Here is a 17,360-nt window from a genome sequence, read left to right as displayed (position 1 = left end):
CCCTGGTAAACGGTGGCGGTAAAGACTTTGATCGTCACCAGGCGAGCACGATCACAAAAGTGCTAGCTGCGCGCCAGCTTCTCCGCCAGCAGCGCCAGAGTTCTGAGCTGTTGCGCCAGATCTTCACGATAGGCCTGCTGTGCGGCGCGCGGCGCGGTGGAATGACGCACGATCAACGTAACGGGAAGTTGTTCCTGCCAGCATTCGTCGTGATGGGCAGGTGCCATCAGCCGCTCCACGCTGCGCTCACCGGCCTCGCGGAACGCCTGCCGAACGGTGGTGAGCGGAGGTGAAAACCACGCGCTGTCAGCCGTATCATCAAACCCGACAACCGAGATCTGCCCCGGTACCGCAACGCCTTTTTCCGCACAGGCGCGTAAAACGCCAAGCGCCATCTGATCGTTAGCGACGAGGATCGCCTCCGGCAGCTGCGCGCCCGCCAGGAGCTGATGCCCTTTCTCATAACCCGAAGCTGCGCTCCAGTCGCCCTGCGCCACCGCAAACGCCTCCACACCGGCCTGAGCCAGCGTGGTTTTCCATCCCGCCAGACGAGCCCGGGCAGAGACAGAACTTTCCGGCCCGGCGAGCAGCGCAATTCGCTGGTGCCCCAGCGAAAGCAGATGCTCTGCCCCCAGGCCAGCGCCCTGTTCGGCATCGAAAACAAGGCTGTTAACCCGAGCTGTGGGGGAAACATCGAGAAAAAGAACCGGGGTCGGCGAGGCCATTTCCTGAAGCATTTCTGCCTGGGTATCTTCCAGCGGAACGTTCACCAGCAGCGCCTCCACGCGCTGCGCCAGTAACTCCTGCAAAGCAGCCTGACACTGCGCGGGATGCTCCACCATGGAGATGAGTACGCCAGCCCCCTGCTCCACTGCCCGGGATTTTACAGCTGAGGCGATTTGCGACGGCGCATGCAGCGCCAGATCGCTGGTCATCAGCCCCAGCGTGCGGGTACGTTTCCCGGCCAGCTGCTGCGCGCCACGGTTGGGCACATAGTGTAGCGCCGCCATGGCCTGCCGGACCTTTTCCCGCGTACGGGCAGAAACGTGTTCCGCGTCGTTAATCACCCGAGAAACGGTCTGATAAGAAACGCCCGCCACGCGGGCAACGTCATAAAGAGTGATCGCTTTCATACATTCTGGCGTCGTAAAAAGAGAAGTCTCTATTCTGACACAGTTACGCCATCATAGCCTGTGAGCGCTTCGCAAAATTAAACAATCCGCTCCGGCCGCGCGGCTTTCTGAATGCGCGGTCCCTGACGAAACCACGGCAAACAGAGCTGGATCAGCGGGCCGATGGTTAATGCATACAGTACGGTTCCAACGCCAAACGCTCCCCCGAGGAGGTAGCCGACGATCAACACGGTCACCTCGATCGCGGTACGCACGCTGCGGATCGACCAGCCCAGCCGGGCATGTATGCCGGTCATCAGACCGTCGCGCGGGCCTGCGCCAAAACCCGCGCCGATATACATCCCGGTGGCAAGGGCGTTAACCACAATGCCGGAAACCAGCAGGGTGATGCGCACGGGCAGCGAGGTGAGCTCAGGGATCAGCGCCATTGACGCATCGGCCGCCAGACCAATACAAATCACATTACTGATAGTACCCAGTCCCGGCAGCTGACGCAGCGGGATCCACAGCAGCAGCACCGCGGCCCCGGTTAAAATAATCACCGTGCCGATGCTCATCCCGATCTGGATGGCGACGCCAAGGTGAAAGACATCCCACGGGTCGACACCCAGATCCGAACGAATAAACATCGCGGTTGAAAGCCCGTACAGGCCTAAACCGACATAAAGTTGTACCAGACGACGTACCATTTTCTCTTCTCCGAAGAACCAGGTTCCATCTTCGGTGAAAATGGCACTATGATTAATGTCCAGTTTTCAAATAGTGGACTGCATATGTCATCACGTCGTTTTGGAAGCCAGTCTCTGGTACGCCTGTTAGGGCACTGGCAGCAAGCCTCTTCCCGCACCCCGCTGTGGCGCCAGCTGGCTGACGCGTTACGCCTGTTAATTCTGGATGGCAGGCTGGCGTTAAACACGCGCCTGCCCGGAGAGCGGGAACTGGCCGCCGCTCTGAGCGTAAGCCGCACCACCATCAGCAGCGCGCTGGCGCATCTGCGGGAAGAGGGTTATCTGGAGAGCCGTCACGGCAGCGGTTCGCGGGCGATCCTGCCAGACCGCCGCGCCGTGCCCACGCTTTCTACTGCCAGCGCGGCGCTGGATCTCTCAACCGCCGCACTCAACGCGGGACCAGAGATCCACCAGGCCTACGCCCACGCGCTGACGGCCATCACGCCGAATCTGGCGCTGACCGGGTACGATCAGCTTGGGCTTCCGGCGCTGCGTGAAGCTATCGCCGCCCGCTACACCGCACGCGGTCTGCCCACCCGGGCAGACGAAGTGATGGTGGTGAACGGCGCCGTCAGCGGCTTCGCCCTGATCTTAAGAATGATGACCGGTCCCGGGGATCGCGTGGTGGTGGATCATCCCACCTACCCGCTGGCGATAGCCGCTATTCAGGGGGCGCTATGCCGGCCCGTGGGCGTCTCGCTGCCTGAAACGGGCTGGGATACCGACGGTTTTGCCGCAACGCTTGCCCAGACAGCCCCGCGTCTGGCCTATCTGATGCCGGATTTTCATAATCCGACCGGACGTTGCATGGATGCCGCGACGCGCCAGACCATAACCGACATCGCCGCGCAAACCCGCACCACGCTGGTGGTGGATGAAACCATGGTCGATCTCTGGTTCGATGTTCCCCCGCCGCCGCCGCTGGCCGCCTTTAACCCGGAGGCCACGGTGATGACGCTGGGTTCCGCAGGTAAAAGCTTCTGGGGTGGGCTGCGTCTCGGCTGGATCCGCGCCTCGTCACGCACTATCGCCACCCTCGCGCAAACGCGCGACACGCTGGATCTGGGCTCTCCGGTGCTGGAACAGCTGGCCACGCTGTGGCTTATCGAAAACAGTGCAACCTTCCTGCCTGCCCGGCGGCAAATGCTGGCAGAACGGCGCGACCGCTGCGGCCAGATGCTGCGGGAACATTTCCCCGAATGGCGGTTTCAGGAAGCGGAGGGAGGGCTTTCATACTGGATTGAATTACCCGGCATGCTGGCGACACAGCTGGCGGCACGCGCCGAAACGACAGGCATCATTATGGGCACCGGCACGCGTTTTGGACTATCAGGCGCGTTTGACCGCTACCTGCGTATGCCCTTCTCACTCAGTTCACCAGAACTTGAAGAGGCATTATTGCGGATCAAACCGCTGTGGCATGCATTAAATAAAAGTGTAGCGTCAGTAAAACGGAGCCTGGTGTAAATTATTCGCCAGAAACAATAAAAACTGCTGACTGTATCGCATGCAGTCAGCAGTTTTCATGAAGAACAACTTAATGTTGAGGTGGAATCGGGAAGCCTTTCAGCGAAATAATGAAATTATCCCCTTCTTTCTTTATTTTTGCACCGGTATCACACCAGTCAGACGCAATACGAAAGAACTCATCACTTCCTACATTCCAGCCAAGACGAACATGTTTCACGTAGCCGGAACGTAACAGATTGCAGGCCTCGTTGTAGTCACTGGCAGTCGATAGTTGTTGTTTCATTTTCTCTTCTTCAGAAGTTTACGTAGTGCTTTGATTTCTTTAGGAGTAAATGGAGTTACGCTCTCTTCTTCCGTATGCTGATTATCAACATCCTCTTCCGATACTCCCGCCTCTTCTACTGCTTCAAATGCCAGCAGCAGCAGTTTCTCTGTGGTCACGCTTAAATTCTCATTATTGTCTTCCGCATAGTGGCGAAGTCTTTCTTTTAGCGCTTCATCAATTTTAACGTTTAAAACCGCAGTAACCATGATTGTCACATCCTTTCGGAACACGTGTTTAATTTAATACACGAAGATAAGTTTGTTATCCAGATATATATTTTTTAGCTTATGACAGAATAAAGGCATCGAAAAATAAAATGACAGTCTATTATTACAGGTTTATGACATTATTATTTCAGTTAAATGAAGGTTGCATTACAAAAAATACAATAGTCACATAATTTAGAAGGTTTATTCAGGGGAACGACTGGAGAGGAGCACAAATGGGTGGGGGCCCTGCCAGCTACATCCCGGCACCCACGTCGTCTGCCCTGGCTGCTTCCTTCCGGACCTGACCTGGTGAACAGAGTAGCGTTGCGGGAGAACCAACAGAGCCCCCATTGAGAGCGTTGATAACCAACGCGCTGGCGCATTATCCCTGTGGAGCACCTCAATTGCAAGCCGCTGGCAACCGGATGCTGGATTATTGCGCAAACTGCCCCGACAATCTTCTTTATCTTCGTATAACATTACCCTTCGCTGATTTCCCGCAGGAGTAACAATGGACGAACATGACACTTTCCCACAGCGAGTGTGGCAAATCGTAGCCTCGATCCCGGAAGGCTGTGTCACGACCTATGGGGAAGTCGCCCGGCTGGCGGGTTCTCCGCGCGCGGCGCGTCAGGTAGGCGGCGTGCTAAGGAGGCTACCAGAAGGAAGCACGTTACCGTGGCACCGGGTCGTCAATCGCCATGGCGCCATTTCCCTCACCGGGCCAGACTTGCAGCGCCAGCGTCAGGCATTACTTTCAGAAGGGGTGCAGGTGTCCGGGGCAGGACAAATTGATATGCAGAAGTATCGCTGGGAGTACTGACGCCCTCTCCCTTCAACATGGAGAGGGCGAAAGAGAATTACAGCTGTGTTGGCGGTGTAGGCAGAGTCGGCTGATTGGTCTGCGTTGCAACAGGTACTTCAGTTTGCTGCACCGGTACCAGGGTCAGGTCGATTTTGGTGCCGCCTTTGTTGACCGCTTCCTGCACGGTATCGGTGATAAAGACCAGCTTATCGTTGATCGTTACCGCCGCGCTCAGGAGGATACGCGCATTGGGTTGCACGTCAGACGGGTTGTACGGCAGCACAAAGCTGAACGGCGCCTGTTTACCCTCTGTACGAACCGCGCGCTGCGCAAGCACTTTAGACGGCGCATCCGCCAGGGAAGCATCAGACAGCGTGACCGTTAAAACCGCATCCGGCGGCAGCGCAACCTTCTGTTTGATCCAGATCGTACCGGAAACATTTGGCTGCTGAATAGCTTGCTGTGAAAGGGTGTTAATCCCGTTTGCGCTTGCTGTTGGCACCGGTACATCGGCACTCTTACCAGCACAGGCGGACAACGCTACCGCAATTGCTACACCACTGAGCATAGGCACGAGTTTCATTGAAGTCTCCTTATCATCAATGCACCAGCGGGATCGATCCCATCTGATGTCGTTTTATTCACATAACGAATACAAGTGTGGCACAAATCACGGATTTATGCCTAATTTCGTCCGGATATTAAGATTATTCTACCCATCGGACCACTTTCATTTCTGGGTTATACTCAGCGTATCTTTCGCCACGGCGTTTATTGAGGACCACTATGAGTCAGGCACTGAACAATCTGCTGACATTACTGAACCTGGAAAAAATAGAAGAAGGGCTATTTCGCGGACAGAGCGAAGATTTAGGCTTACGCCAGGTTTTTGGCGGCCAGGTCGTGGGGCAAGCGCTGTATGCCGCCAAGGAGACCGTCCCGGCAGACCGTCTGGTGCACTCGTTTCACAGCTACTTTTTACGCCCCGGTGACAGCGCTAAACCGATTGTTTACGACGTGGAAGTTCTGCGTGACGGTCAAAGCTTCAGCGCCCGTCGCGTGGCGGCCATCCAGCATGGCAAACCCATCTTCTACATGACCGCCTCGTTCCAGGCGCCAGAGCCGGGCTATGAGCATCAAAAAAAGATGCCGTCTGCCCCGTCGCCGGACGATCTGAAATCGGAAACCGAAATTGCCCGCGCTCTCGCGCATCTGCTGCCGCCGCAGGTAAAAGAGAAGTTTCTGTGCGATAAACCGCTGGAGATCCGCCCGGTCGAATTTCATAACCCAATGAAGGGGCATACCGCTGAGCCCGCCCGCCAGGTGTGGATCCGCGCCAACGGCAGCGTACCCGCAGATTTACGCGTGCATCAGTACCTGCTGGGGTATGCGTCGGATTTCAACTTCCTGCCGGTTGCGCTACAGCCGCACGGTGTGGGCTTCCTCGAAAAAGGGATGCAGGTAGCCACAATTGACCATTCCATGTGGTTCCACCGTCCGTTCGATATGAATGAATGGCTGCTTTACAGCGTGGAAAGTACCTCTGCGTCCAGCGCGCGCGGCTTTGTACGCGGGGAGTTTTACACTCAGGATGGCGTGCTGGTGGCTTCTACCGTTCAGGAAGGTGTGATGCGCAATCGCGGGTGATGTAAAAAGCCCGGTAGCGCTGCGCTTACCGGGCCTGCGAATTATGCTTTTTCAGGCCGGGTAAGGCGAAGCCGCCGCCCGGCAAAAGCACTCAAATTATGCGTTGTACGCATTCTCGCCGTGGCTGTTGACGTCCAGACCTTCGCGCTCCTGCTCTTCCGGTACGCGCAGTCCAACGGTCATATCGGCCAGCTTGTAGCCGATAAAGGCCACAACGCCCGACCAGACAACGGTGATCGCGATACTTTCCAGCTGCACCAGCACCTGATGTCCCATGGTCACGCCTTCTGCGTAACCCACACCGCCCAGAGATTGGGCAGCAAAGATACCGGTCATGATACAGCCGACGATGCCGCACACACCGTGCACGCCGAATACGTCACAGGGATCGTCAACGCGCAGAACACGTTTCAGTGCGGTAACGCCCCACAGCCCCGCCAGACCTGCGACGATACCGATCAGCAGCGCACCGCCTACGCCCACATAACCGCACGCTGGTGTAATACCTACCAGACCGGCAATCGCGCCGGAACAGGCACCCAGCAGTGATGGCTTGCCGCGAACGGCCCACTCGCCAAATACCCATGAGAGGATAGCGCCGGCGGTTGCCACAACGGTATTCACGAAGGCCAGCGCGGCGATTTCGTTAGCGGCGCTGGCTGAACCTGCGTTGAAGCCGAACCAGCCAAAATAGAGGATGGCGGTGCCGGTAAAGACCATCGGCAGGTTGTGCGGCTTGAATGCTTCCTTCCCGAAGCCCACGCGCTTGCCAATCAGGTAGGCGCCTACCAGGCCTGCTACCGCGGCGTTGATGTGCACAACGGTACCGCCCGCAAAGTCCAGCGCGCCATGGGAAGCCAATAGACCACCGCCCCAGACCATATGCGCAATCGGGATATAGGAGAGCGTCAGCCAGACCACCACGAAAATCAGTACCGCAGAGAAGCGGATACGCTCAGCCAGCGCGCCCACAATCAGCCCCACGGTGATGCAGGCGAATGAGCCCTGGAACGCGACATGAATATACTGATAAAAGCTGCCCATCACCGCGGTCAGTTCGATATTTTTCAGCATCGCCCAATTAACGTTGCCGAAGAAGGCGTTGCCCTCCCCGAAGGCCAGCGAGTAACCGTAAACCACCCACAGCACACACACCAGCGCGAACGTGACGGCAACCTGCGTCAGCATGGAGAGTACGTTCTTGCCGCGGATCAGGCCGCCGTAAAACAGCGCGATCCCCGGAATCGTCATGAACAGCACCAGCGCGGTGCAAATCATCATAAAGGCGTTATCGGCTTTGTCTGCCACAGCAGGTGCAGCCATTGCCAGGCCCGGCAGCAGTGCCAGCGAACCCAGACCTGTTTTCATTGTTGCTTTCTTCATTTTCTCGATCCCTATCACTGTGTGCCAGGAGTTACTTACAACGCCGCTTCGTCAGATTCGCCGGTACGGATGCGAATGACGCGCTGTAGTTCAGCAACGAAAATTTTGCCGTCGCCAATTTTTCCGGTGTAGGCTGCTTTGCTGACGACATCAATCACCTCATCAAGCTGATCGTCGGCAATCGCCACATCAATCTTCACTTTTGGCAGGAAGTTAACGCTGTATTCCGCCCCGCGATAAAGCTCGGCATGACCTTTCTGACGCCCAAAGCCTTTCACTTCGGTGACAGTCAGTCCCTGAATACCCATGGAAGACAGCGCTTCACGCACGTCTTCGAGTTTGAATGGTTTGATTACCACCGTAACCAGCTTCATATATCCCCTCCAGTCAGAATTCGGTAATGGCCGCAGCTAACACGAGAGGGATATTGCAAAGGGTGTGCCAGAAGTGAAAGGTGAGGAGGAAAGCGCCGCGACGCGCATGCGCCGGGAAGAGGTGAAAAAAAACGCACCATGGCAGTGCAGGGTGCGTTTCAGTTTTGCACCAACGGTTAAGACTGTTAGCGCATTGCCTTGTTATGGTGCATCAGGCGCTGAGTGACTCTTCCTCGCGCACGCTGGCGGCCAGCTCGTCGCCTGCCAGCTGCAACTGATACATCTGCCAGTAGCGTCCTTTTGCCTCAAGCAGCGCTCTGTGCGTCCCCCGTTCAACGGCCTGACCACGGTGCAGCACCAGAATGGTATCGGCATCGACGATCGTTGACAGGCGGTGGGCGATCACCACCAGCGTAGTGCGATCCCGCACGGCAGCCAGCGCCTGCTGGATCGCCTGCTCGGTACCGGAGTCAATGCTTGCTGTCGCTTCATCCAGAATTAACACCTGTGGCGTCTCAATCAGCACGCGCGCCAGCGCAAGAAGTTGCTTTTGCCCGACCGAGAGATTATTGCCCTGCTCACCCAGCCGGGTATGGATCCCCTCGCTTAACCCGCGCGCCAGATCCGCAAGCTGCACCGTTTCCAGCACCTCCCATACCTGCTCAGGCGTGAAAGGTCGTCCCAGCGTCACGTTGGCATAAAAGGTATCCGCCAGTACCACCGGATCCTGCTGCACCATCGCGACGCCCTTACGTAACGCGTTGTGGCTAAGCGCGGCAAGCGGCCGTCCGTCCAGACGGATCTCCCCTTGCGTCAACGGATAGTAGCCCATCAGCAAACTGGCGAGCGTGCTTTTGCCGCTGCCGGTATGCCCAACCAGGGCGACAAAACCGCGCGACGGTACCTCGAGGTTGATATCCTGCAAGACAAGCTGGTCGTCGCGGTAGGCAAACGAGACATGATCAAACGCTATGGATCCACTTTCCAGCGGGCGTTCGTCATCGCCATAGGTCTGACGCGGCCTGTCCATCAGCTCGAACACACGCTCGCCCGCAACCACCGCCTGTTGCAGCATCGATTGCTGCGTGGTGAGTTCAATCAGCGGTTCGTTAAGGCGTCCAAGGTAGCTGATAAATGCGTACAGCACCCCCACCTCGATGGTTCCGCGCGTCGTCAGGCCAAACAGCATCAACAGCCCGCACAGTACCAGCGCTGAGAAGAGGCTCAACAGCGGGCGTAACAGGAAGCCATCCAGCCGTAACGTCTGCATCCGCGCCATATAGTGCGAGCGGCTGGCTTCCCCCATTCGCTCGCCAAAACGCGCCTGCTGGCGAAACTGCTGAATAACGCTCATGCCGTTGATCACTTCGTTGAAGCCATCATTGATATCTGCGAGGTAAGCGCGCACGCGACGAACAATCGGCGTGCTGTAGCGCTGGTAAATGACCATCACAATCAGCACCGCCGGGAAAATAGCGATCGCCACCAGCGCCATACGCCAGTCCAGGCTGAACATCGCCACCAGCATCGCGCCAATCAACGCGGCACTGCGCAGAACCGTTGCGACAACGGTTACATAGAGGTCGCGGATCACCTCGGTGTCATTGGTGACGCGCGAAATAACCTGCCCGACCGGCTGAGTATCAAACTCGCTCAGCGGCTGGCGCAGCGCGGCATCCATCACATCCGTGCGAAGCTGCTGGACCACGCCCACGGCGGCCCGGTTAAACAGCAGCGACTGCGCATAGTGCAGCCCCGCCGCCGTCAGCTGTAGCCCGACATACGCCACGCCCAGTCCCGCCACCAGCCCCAGCGGCAGATAGCTTTTCGCCACCATGTTATCGATGAAATAGCTGATAAGCAGCGGACCGATCACCTCCGCAATCGCGGCGATCCACAGCAACAGCACGGCGATGGAAAGCGGTTTGCGCCACGGTGAGCCATAGGCCAGCAGCCGTTTTAACGTCGGCCACATCTGTCCAAACTTACGCATCGGCGACCTCCTCATCCAGCGCGGCTTCCAGCTGTTGATAGCGGTACATATCCCGATACCATCCGGTCTGCCCGGCAAGCTGCTCATGCTGACCACGCTGGGCAATATGCCCATGCTGAAGCACCAGAATTTCGCTGGCTTCGGTAAGGGCCGACAGACGGTGTGCGCTGATGATGACCGTGCGCCCCTCTCCCCACTGGCGAAGGTTATGCAAAATTTGATGTTCAGTACGCCCGTCAACCGCGGACAGCGCATCATCCAGTATCAGGATCTCAGCGTCCAGCAGCAGCGCGCGGGCAATAGAGATACGCTGTTTTTGTCCGCCGGAGAGCATAACGCCCCGCTCCCCCACTTCCGTGTCGTAGCCCTGCGGCAGGCGTAAAATATCCTCGTGGACGCTGGCCAGGCGCGCCACGTGCTCGATCTGGTCCTGTGTCGCCGTCGGGCACCCGAGCGCGATATTGTTGGCAATGGTGTCTGAAAACAAAAACGGCGTCTGGCTGACAACCGCCAGGCGGCTGCGCCAGTCATCCAGCAGCAGACGCGGCAGAGGGACGTCGTGGAAACGGATATCGCCTTCGCTCACGTCAAAATGGCGCTGAATCAGTGACAGAATGGTGCTTTTACCGGAACCCGTCGGGCCGCAGATGCCCAGCATCTGACCGGGACGCAGCGTGAAACTGACGTTCTCAAGCACCGGATGTTCCGTTTGCGGGTAGATAAAGGCGCGGATATCCGCCTTCAGAATGCCCGGACCTTCCGGTACCGGCTCGCTGCCATCGTTCACGACCGGCACTTCCGCCAGCATGGCGCGGATACGGCTGTAAGCGGCGCTCCCGCGTTCAACGATATTAAACATCCAGGCCAGCGCCAGCATCGGCCAGATCATCAGCCCAAGGTACATCGCAAAGCTGGTTAACTGCCCGAGAGTCATCGTGCCTTGCACCACCATCCAGCTGCCGCCGCCCACCGCCAGCAGGTTCGCCATGCCAATCGCAACATAAATTGTTGGATCGAAACGGGCATCAATACGCGCCACGCGCATGTTTTTCGCGCCGGTATCGGCGGCGTCGGCGGCAAACAGCGCGGACTGGCGGTCTTCCAGACCAAACGCTTTGATCATGCGGATGCTGGTCATGCTCTCCTGGGTGCGATCGTTCAGCGACGAGAACGCCGCCTGCGCCAGCTTGAAGCGTTCATGGAGCTGCTCGCCGTAGCGGTTAATTGCCAGCGCCATCAGCGGCATCGGCAGCAGCGCCAGCAGCGTGAGCTCCCAGCTAATTTGCGTAGACATCACAATCAATACTGCACAGCCCATCACCAGGGAATCCACCAGCGTTAACACCCCTTCACCGGCGGCAAACACCACGCGGTCTACATCGTTAGTGGCGCGGGCGATGAGATCCCCGGTACGGTGACGCAGATAAAACTCAGGGTGCTGGCGGCTCAGCTGGCGATAAAAGTCCTCGCGCAACTCAACGGCAAGCTGATAGGACGCGCCGAACAGCAGCACGCGCCAGACATAACGCAGCAGGTAAACCACCACGGCCGTCAGCACCAGCGTACCGACCCACATCATCACCCGTGCGGCGGTGTAATGTTGTTCCGTAACGCCATCCACGACGTAGCCCACCACTTTGGGCGGGATCAGTTGCAGAATGGCAATGATAATAAGCAGGGCCACCGCGCCGAGGTAGCGTTGCCACTCCCGACGAAAGTACCAGCTTAATTGGGCAAATAATCGCACGCGGTCTTTTCCTGAAGGTATTTTAAGAAGTTATTCAATGGGTAACGCTGTGGTGTATTTAATCTGTTCCATGGCGAAACTGGAGGTGACATCGGACAAGCCCGGTACGCTATTGACCAGCCGCTTGTAAAAATCATCGTAGCGCTTCATATCTGCCACCTGAACGCGCATCAGATAGTCGTATTCCCCCGCCATGCGCCAGAAGCCGAGCACCTCAGGCATGTCGGAAACCTGCGTGACGAAGCGGCAGTACCATTCGCTACTGTGATGCTGCGTTTTTATCAGGACGAAGGCGGTCAGTCCAAGCCCCAGTTTTTCGGGATCCAGCAACGCCACACGTCCCAGCAGAATGCCATCATCTTCCAGCTTCTTGAGGCGCTTCCAGCACGGTGTGGTGGTCAGATTAACGGCATCTGCCAGCGCCTGCAAAGAGAGGGTGCAGTCGCTTTGCAGCAAAGAAAGCAGCTTACGGTCAATTTTATCTAACATAGCCACCTCGAAGAGAAAATTATTCTCCTTACATTCTATTTTAAAGGTCAGATAGCAACAATTTTTTCTGTGCTTTTCGCTATGCTGGGCACAAAATGACAAACGGATAACTACGATGAATAGCACCTGGGTTAAACATGCCATCAGCGAAATAAATGCCGACTATCAGCGCTCGGCAGACACCCACTTGATCCGCCTGCCTCTGCCCGGATTTCCCGGCATTCAGCTTTACCTGAAGGATGAAAGCACCCATCCTACCGGCAGCCTGAAGCATCGCCTGGCGCGTTCACTCTTTTTATACGGTTTATGTAACGGCTGGATTAAAGAAGGCACCACGATTATTGAATCGTCGTCCGGATCAACTGCCGTCTCCGAAGCCTACTTTGCCCGCCTGTTGGGTCTGCCGTTTATCGCCGTGATGCCTTCCTGCACGGCGAAACGTAAAGTCGAACAGATCGAATTTTACGGCGGACGCTGCCACTTTGTGGAAAGCGCCTGCGAAATCTATGCGGCCTCCGAAATGCTGGCTCGCGAACTAAATGGTCACTATATGGACCAGTTTACCTTCGCCGAGCGCGCCACCGACTGGCGCGGCAATAATAACATTGCGGACAGCATTTACCGCCAGATGACCCACGAGCCGCATCCTGTCCCCTCTTACATTGTCATGAGCGCGGGCACGGGCGGAACCTCCGCCACCATCGGACGTTATATCCGCTGTCAGGGTTATGATACGCAGCTGATGGTGGTTGACCCGCAAAACTCGGTGTTCCTCGATTACTGGCAATCCCGCGATGCCAGCCTGCGCAGCCCCGTGGGGAGCAAGATCGAAGGGATTGGTCGCCCGCGCGTCGAACCCTCGTTCATTCCGGACGTTGTGGATGAGATGCTCCGCGTGCCGGACGCCGCCAGCGTCGCGACGGCGCACTGGCTGGAGACACAGCTTGGTCGTAAAGTCGGGGCCTCTACCGGCACCAATATGTGGGGCGCGCTACAGCTGGCCGCGAGGATGCGCGACGAAGGCCGTACCGGCTCTGTCGTCACGCTGCTGTGCGACAGCGGGGAGCGCTACCTGGACACCTATTACAACGCAGAATGGGTACAGGCCAATATTGGCGATGTCGAACCGTGGAAAGCGCAGATTTCGCAGCTGGTGAAATAAAAAAAAGCCAGGCTTTAGCCTGGCTTGCTGGAAGGGTCTCACTATTCGGGGGAATATGGGAGGTTATTTTTGTCCAGCCAATGCGTCAAAAAATGGGACACCGCTTCGTTACGACAGTGTCCGATAACCGGTAAATGCGGGAGCGCGGCGATAAGTTGCGGCATCGCGTTCCCCATAATCAGCCCACGACCCACGCTGCTCAGCATCTCGTGGTCGTTCATGGCGTCACCAAAGGCCATACAGTCCTGCATCGTCAGCCCCAGATGATCGCTCAGCACCGCCAGCGCAGATCCTTTGTTACAGCCCACCGGCAGCACTTCAAGGCAGTCCACCGCCGAGAAGGTCAGGTGCGCCCGGTCGCCCAGCGCCTCGTTAAGCTGAATGCGCAGACGGCAGAGATCGTCGTGATCGCCACAGAAGCAGATCTTGGTCACCTTGTGTGCCGGAATGCGGCGCAAATCGATAAGCTGATATTTAAAGCCGCTGTAAACGTGTGCGTGCAGCAAGGCCGGGATCTCACGCCCGGTAAACCAGCCTTCATCGTTGAAAACATGCACGCTGGCCTGCGTATCCCAGGTGCTGTGCAGGACAATGTCCGCCACTTCCGGGTTCAGATCCTGACGGTGCAGCACATCGCCGTCGACGGAGTGAATGCGCGTCCCGTTGCCGGTGATCAGGAACGCATCGAGGGCAAATGTTCCCAGCAGATGGCGCATCTCGAGAACATGACGACCAGTGGCAAACGTCAGGGTTACTTCACGCTCGCGCAGGCGCTTAAGTGTGTTCAGGGTTTTCTCCCCTAAACGGTGATCCGGCATTAACAGCGTGCCGTCCATATCAAATGCAGCGAGCCGAGCCATAATTACTCCCGAAATGTGATGCGGTTAACTTGTGCATCAGTATTACGTGAGATATACGGAAGTAATAGTGAATAGATGATAATTATTGTTCCGGGTTTTCATGCGCCAGCTTAATCGTCTTAACCAGTATCAGCGTCTGTGGCACCCCTCCGCCGGCGCACCGCAGCAGGTTACCATCAGTGAACTTGCCAGCCGCTGCTTTTGCAGCGAGCGACATGTTCGCACCCTGCTGCGCCAGGCGCAGGAGGCGGGCTGGCTAAGCTGGCACGCCCGCTCCGGACGAGGTAAGCGTGGGGAATTACGCTTTCACGTCACCCCGGACTCGTTGCGTAATACGATGATGGAAGAGGCCCTGAAAAGTGGACAGCAGCACAACGCGCTGGAGCTGGCCCAGCTCGCGCCTGAAGATTTGCGATCGCTGCTGCATCCGTTTATGGGCGGGCAGTGGCAGAACGATACGCCGACGCTGCGTATTCCCTACTATCGCTCGCTGGAGCCGCTTCAGCCGGGGTTTCTCCCTGGCCGGGCGGAGCAGCATCTGGCGGGACAGGTATTCTCAGGTTTGACGCGTTTTAATGGTACCAGCAGTGAACCCACGGGCGATCTGGCGCATCACTGGGAAATCTCCGCTGACGGCCTGCGCTGGCATTTCTACATTCGCTCCACCCTGCACTGGCATAACGGCGATAAAATAGAGACGGCACAGCTCCGGAAAAGCCTGACGGCGCTGTTATCGCAGCCCGGCATGGGCACGCTTTTCCGCAGCGTCTTACGTATCGAAACCACGCATCCGCAGTGCCTGACGTTTATTCTCCATCAACCTGACTACTGGCTGGCGCACAGGCTGGCAACCTACTGTAGCCGTCTGGCGCATCCCGATTACCCCGTGGTGGGCAGCGGTCCCTTTCGACTGAGCGTTTTTGAGCCTGAACTGGTGCGTCTGGAAAGCCACGAGCAGTATCACCTTGGCCATCCGTTGCTTAAGGCTATCGAGTACTGGATCACGCCCCAGCTTTTTGACTACAGTCTGGGCACCAGCTGTCGCCACCCGGTGCAAATCGCCATTGGCGAGGCCGACGAGCTGGCCAGCCTGCGGCTGGTGAGTAACAGCACCAGTCTGGGTTTCTGCTACCTCACGCTGAAACAGAGCCCACGTCTGAGCGAACTTCAGGCAAAGCGGCTGATTAATATCATTCATCTCTCAACGCTGCTGCACACGCTTCCCCTGAACGAAGGGCTCATCACCCCTACCGAGGAACTGCTTCCCGGCTGGGCGATCCCCCAATGGCCTGATTTAACCGACGTTGCGCTGCCAGAGGCATTGACGCTCGTCTACCACCTGCCGGTTGAGCTTCACACCATGGCCAGCCAGTTAAAAGCATACCTTGCGCGGCAGGGTTGTGAACTGACCGTCATCTTTCACGACGCCAAAACGTGGGACGGGTGCCAGCAGCTTGCCGATGCAGACATCATGATGGGAGACAGACTGATTGGCGAAGCGCCAGCGTACACGCTTGAGCAGTGGCTCCGCTGCGATGCGCTCTGGCCGCATCTGCTGAGCGCACCGGCATACGCCCATTTGCAGGCCACGCTGGATGCGGTGCAGACGCAGGCCGACGAACGTGACCGACACGCAGGACTTCAGGCTATCTTCAGCCGGTTAATGGAGACAGCCGTCCTGACGCCACTCTTTAACTACCAGTATCAAATCAGCGCGCCTCCGGGCGTCAACGGCATACGCCTTAACACTCGCGGCTGGTTTGACTTCACCGAAGCCTGGCTTCCTCCCCCAAACGCGTGAAGAAGCTGGTCGCCGCTTTAGCCAGGCGTTAACATGACGCTTTTACTGTAACTGTCGAGATGATCTATGAAACGTGCCGTCGTCGTGTTCAGCGGAGGACAAGATTCCACAACCTGCCTGATTCAGGCGCTTCACCAGTATGATGAAGTGCACTGCGTCACTTTTGATTATGGTCAGCGTCATCGCGCTGAAATCGATGTCGCTCGTGAACTGGCCCTCAAACTGGGCGCCCGCGCTCATAAAGTGCTGGACGTGACGCTGTTAAATGAACTGGCCGTCAGCAGCCTCACCCGCGACAGCATTCCGGTGCCTGATTACGAACCGGATGCCAGCGGCATTCCGAACACCTTCGTACCGGGCCGCAACATTCTCTTCCTGACCCTGACGGCGATCTATGCCTACCAGGTGAAAGCCGAAGCGGTGATCACGGGCGTATGTGAGACCGACTTCTCTGGCTACCCGGACTGCCGGGATGAATTCGTGAAAGCACTCAATCACGCCGTCGATCTGGGAATGGCAAAAGAGACCCGCTTCGAAACGCCGCTGATGTGGCTGGATAAGGCTGAAACCTGGGCCCTGGCCGACTACTGGGGCAAGCTGGATGTTGTTCGCAACGAGACCCTGACCTGCTACAACGGCATTAAAGGGGACGGCTGCGGGCAGTGTGCCGCCTGTAACCTGCGCGCGAACGGTCTGAATCATTACCTTGCGGATAAAGCGGGCGTGATGGCCGCGATGCAGAAAAAGACCGGGCTGAAATAAGGGCTACCTGACCGTGCTGTCGAACGGTAAGTGTCGACAGCACAGTTATTCCTGAACATTTCTTACGCGATCATCAGCTCCAGCTTTTCGCGCAACTCCCCTTCCAGCGGCAACGCTTTCTGGGTTTTGAGATCGATACAGACAAAGGTGATCAGCGCATCGGCCACCACCTGCCCTTCTGGCTCCAGCGTAACGACCTGGCTCAATACACCACTTTTGCCATTCAGTTGTTGGACCTCACTGGTCACGGTGAGCACATCCCCCAGCACAGCCGGGCGGCGGTAGTTAATGTTGATATTGACGACCACAAACGCGATGTTGTGTGCGGTCAGCCACTGGAAGCTTTCGCTGTTCTCCAGGCCGTCCCAGCGCGCCTCTTCAAGAAATTCAAGGTAGCGGGCGTTATTGACGTGCTGGTAAACATCGAGGTGATAACCACGGACTTTGATTTGTGTCTGCATAGCGCAATAGC

General features: G+C 57.2%; 18 protein-coding genes and 1 other RNA gene. 6 read left to right on the top strand and 13 right to left on the bottom strand.

The window, feature by feature from the left end; translation table 11 throughout:
• Positions 1-62: 62 nt before the first annotated feature.
• Together ACOTY5_RS00805 and ACOTY5_RS00800 are read right to left on the bottom strand one after the other, a co-directional pair.
• Entirely contained in the window at positions 63-1,133 is a 1,071-nt protein-coding gene (locus ACOTY5_RS00805; protein ID WP_045142060.1) for a LacI family DNA-binding transcriptional regulator, read from the bottom strand.
• Between the two features lie 77 nt (positions 1,134-1,210).
• Positions 1,211-1,822, bottom strand: a complete 612-nt coding sequence (locus tag ACOTY5_RS00800) for a YczE/YyaS/YitT family protein (RefSeq protein ID WP_045142059.1) — start codon at positions 1,820-1,822, stop codon at positions 1,211-1,213.
• Positions 1,823-1,906: 84 nt separating this feature from the next.
• Between ACOTY5_RS00800 and ACOTY5_RS00795 the strand changes: the two genes are divergently transcribed.
• Positions 1,907-3,328, top strand: a complete 1,422-nt coding sequence (locus ACOTY5_RS00795) for a PLP-dependent aminotransferase family protein (protein WP_045142058.1) — start codon at positions 1,907-1,909, stop codon at positions 3,326-3,328.
• 70 nt (positions 3,329-3,398) lie between these two features.
• Here ACOTY5_RS00795 and ACOTY5_RS00790 read toward each other — a convergent pair whose 3' ends face one another.
• From ACOTY5_RS00790 to ffs, 3 genes are all read right to left on the bottom strand, one after another.
• On the bottom strand, positions 3,399-3,614 hold the full coding sequence (locus tag ACOTY5_RS00790; RefSeq protein ID WP_015571263.1) for a hypothetical protein: 216 nt from the start codon (positions 3,612-3,614) through the stop codon (positions 3,399-3,401).
• Positions 3,611-3,862 carry a hypothetical protein gene (locus ACOTY5_RS00785; protein ID WP_006809862.1) on the bottom strand — a complete coding sequence of 84 codons (252 nt, stop codon included), beginning with the start codon at positions 3,860-3,862 and terminating at the stop codon, positions 3,611-3,613. The genes ACOTY5_RS00790 and ACOTY5_RS00785 overlap by 4 nt, the downstream gene beginning before the upstream one ends.
• 247 nt (positions 3,863-4,109) lie before the next feature.
• Positions 4,110-4,206, bottom strand: an RNA gene (gene ffs, locus ACOTY5_RS00780) — signal recognition particle sRNA small type.
• Between the two features lie 170 nt (positions 4,207-4,376).
• Between ffs and ACOTY5_RS00775 the strand changes: the two genes are divergently transcribed.
• Entirely contained in the window at positions 4,377-4,688 is a 312-nt protein-coding gene (locus ACOTY5_RS00775) for an MGMT family protein (protein WP_003859016.1), read from the top strand.
• A 37-nt stretch (positions 4,689-4,725) separates the two neighbouring features.
• On the opposite strand, the gene ACOTY5_RS00770 is transcribed toward ACOTY5_RS00775, so the two are convergent.
• On the bottom strand, positions 4,726-5,253 hold the full coding sequence (locus ACOTY5_RS00770; protein ID WP_023296032.1) for a YbaY family lipoprotein: 528 nt from the start codon (positions 5,251-5,253) through the stop codon (positions 4,726-4,728).
• A gap of 203 nt (positions 5,254-5,456) precedes the next feature.
• On the opposite strand from ACOTY5_RS00770, the gene tesB reads away from it, so the two are divergent.
• A complete protein-coding gene (gene tesB / locus ACOTY5_RS00765; protein ID WP_015571264.1) occupies positions 5,457-6,317 on the top strand; it encodes an acyl-CoA thioesterase II in 861 nt (286 codons plus the stop codon).
• A 96-nt stretch (positions 6,318-6,413) separates the two neighbouring features.
• Here tesB and amtB read toward each other — a convergent pair whose 3' ends face one another.
• The 5 genes from amtB to ACOTY5_RS00740 form a co-directional block, all read right to left on the bottom strand.
• Positions 6,414-7,700 carry an ammonium transporter AmtB gene (gene amtB, locus ACOTY5_RS00760; RefSeq protein ID WP_022650485.1) on the bottom strand — a complete coding sequence of 429 codons (1,287 nt, stop codon included), beginning with the start codon at positions 7,698-7,700 and terminating at the stop codon, positions 6,414-6,416.
• Positions 7,701-7,735: 35 nt separating this feature from the next.
• Entirely contained in the window at positions 7,736-8,074 is a 339-nt protein-coding gene (gene glnK, locus ACOTY5_RS00755) for a P-II family nitrogen regulator (RefSeq protein WP_006809867.1), read from the bottom strand.
• A gap of 211 nt (positions 8,075-8,285) precedes the next feature.
• Positions 8,286-10,067 (bottom strand): SmdB family multidrug efflux ABC transporter permease/ATP-binding protein, encoded by a 1,782-nt coding sequence (locus ACOTY5_RS00750; RefSeq protein WP_045142057.1) that lies wholly within the window; start codon positions 10,065-10,067, stop codon positions 8,286-8,288.
• Positions 10,060-11,814: a SmdA family multidrug ABC transporter permease/ATP-binding protein gene (locus ACOTY5_RS00745; RefSeq protein ID WP_045142056.1), complete on the bottom strand. Its 1,755-nt coding sequence runs from the start codon at positions 11,812-11,814 to the stop codon at positions 10,060-10,062. The genes ACOTY5_RS00750 and ACOTY5_RS00745 overlap by 8 nt, the downstream gene beginning before the upstream one ends.
• 30 nt (positions 11,815-11,844) lie before the next feature.
• A complete protein-coding gene (locus ACOTY5_RS00740; protein WP_015571267.1) occupies positions 11,845-12,303 on the bottom strand; it encodes an Lrp/AsnC family transcriptional regulator in 459 nt (152 codons plus the stop codon).
• Between the two features lie 115 nt (positions 12,304-12,418).
• Here ACOTY5_RS00740 and ACOTY5_RS00735 point away from each other — a divergent pair, with 115 nt between their 5' ends.
• Entirely contained in the window at positions 12,419-13,465 is a 1,047-nt protein-coding gene (locus ACOTY5_RS00735; RefSeq protein WP_045142055.1) for a PLP-dependent cysteine synthase family protein, read from the top strand.
• Positions 13,466-13,506: 41 nt separating this feature from the next.
• Here the strand turns inward: ACOTY5_RS00735 and cof are convergent, their stop codons facing one another.
• Positions 13,507-14,325, bottom strand: coding sequence for an HMP-PP phosphatase (cof, locus tag ACOTY5_RS00730; RefSeq protein ID WP_045142054.1), 819 nt, complete (start codon positions 14,323-14,325; stop codon positions 13,507-13,509).
• 100 nt (positions 14,326-14,425) lie between these two features.
• On the opposite strand from cof, the gene ACOTY5_RS00725 reads away from it, so the two are divergent.
• A complete protein-coding gene (locus tag ACOTY5_RS00725) occupies positions 14,426-16,126 on the top strand; it encodes an SgrR family transcriptional regulator (RefSeq protein WP_017694409.1) in 1,701 nt (566 codons plus the stop codon).
• A 66-nt stretch (positions 16,127-16,192) separates the two neighbouring features.
• Complete coding sequence (gene queC / locus ACOTY5_RS00720) at positions 16,193-16,888, top strand: 7-cyano-7-deazaguanine synthase QueC (protein ID WP_045142053.1); 696 nt, start codon at positions 16,193-16,195, stop codon at positions 16,886-16,888.
• A gap of 62 nt (positions 16,889-16,950) precedes the next feature.
• Here queC and ACOTY5_RS00715 read toward each other — a convergent pair whose 3' ends face one another.
• The gene (locus ACOTY5_RS00715; RefSeq protein WP_017694410.1) at positions 16,951-17,349 is read right to left on the bottom strand and encodes a YbgC/FadM family acyl-CoA thioesterase; all 399 of its coding nucleotides are present in this window, start codon (positions 17,347-17,349) and stop codon (positions 16,951-16,953) included.
• Positions 17,350-17,360: the final 11 nt, after the last annotated feature.

The sequence above is a fragment of the Enterobacter cloacae complex sp. SHL018 genome (assembly GCF_049237905.1).
Lineage (GTDB): Bacteria > Pseudomonadota > Gammaproteobacteria > Enterobacterales > Enterobacteriaceae > Enterobacter > Enterobacter hormaechei_C.
The sequence above is the reverse complement of the archived record's forward strand: the minus strand, read 5'-3'. Positions and strand labels throughout refer to the sequence as shown.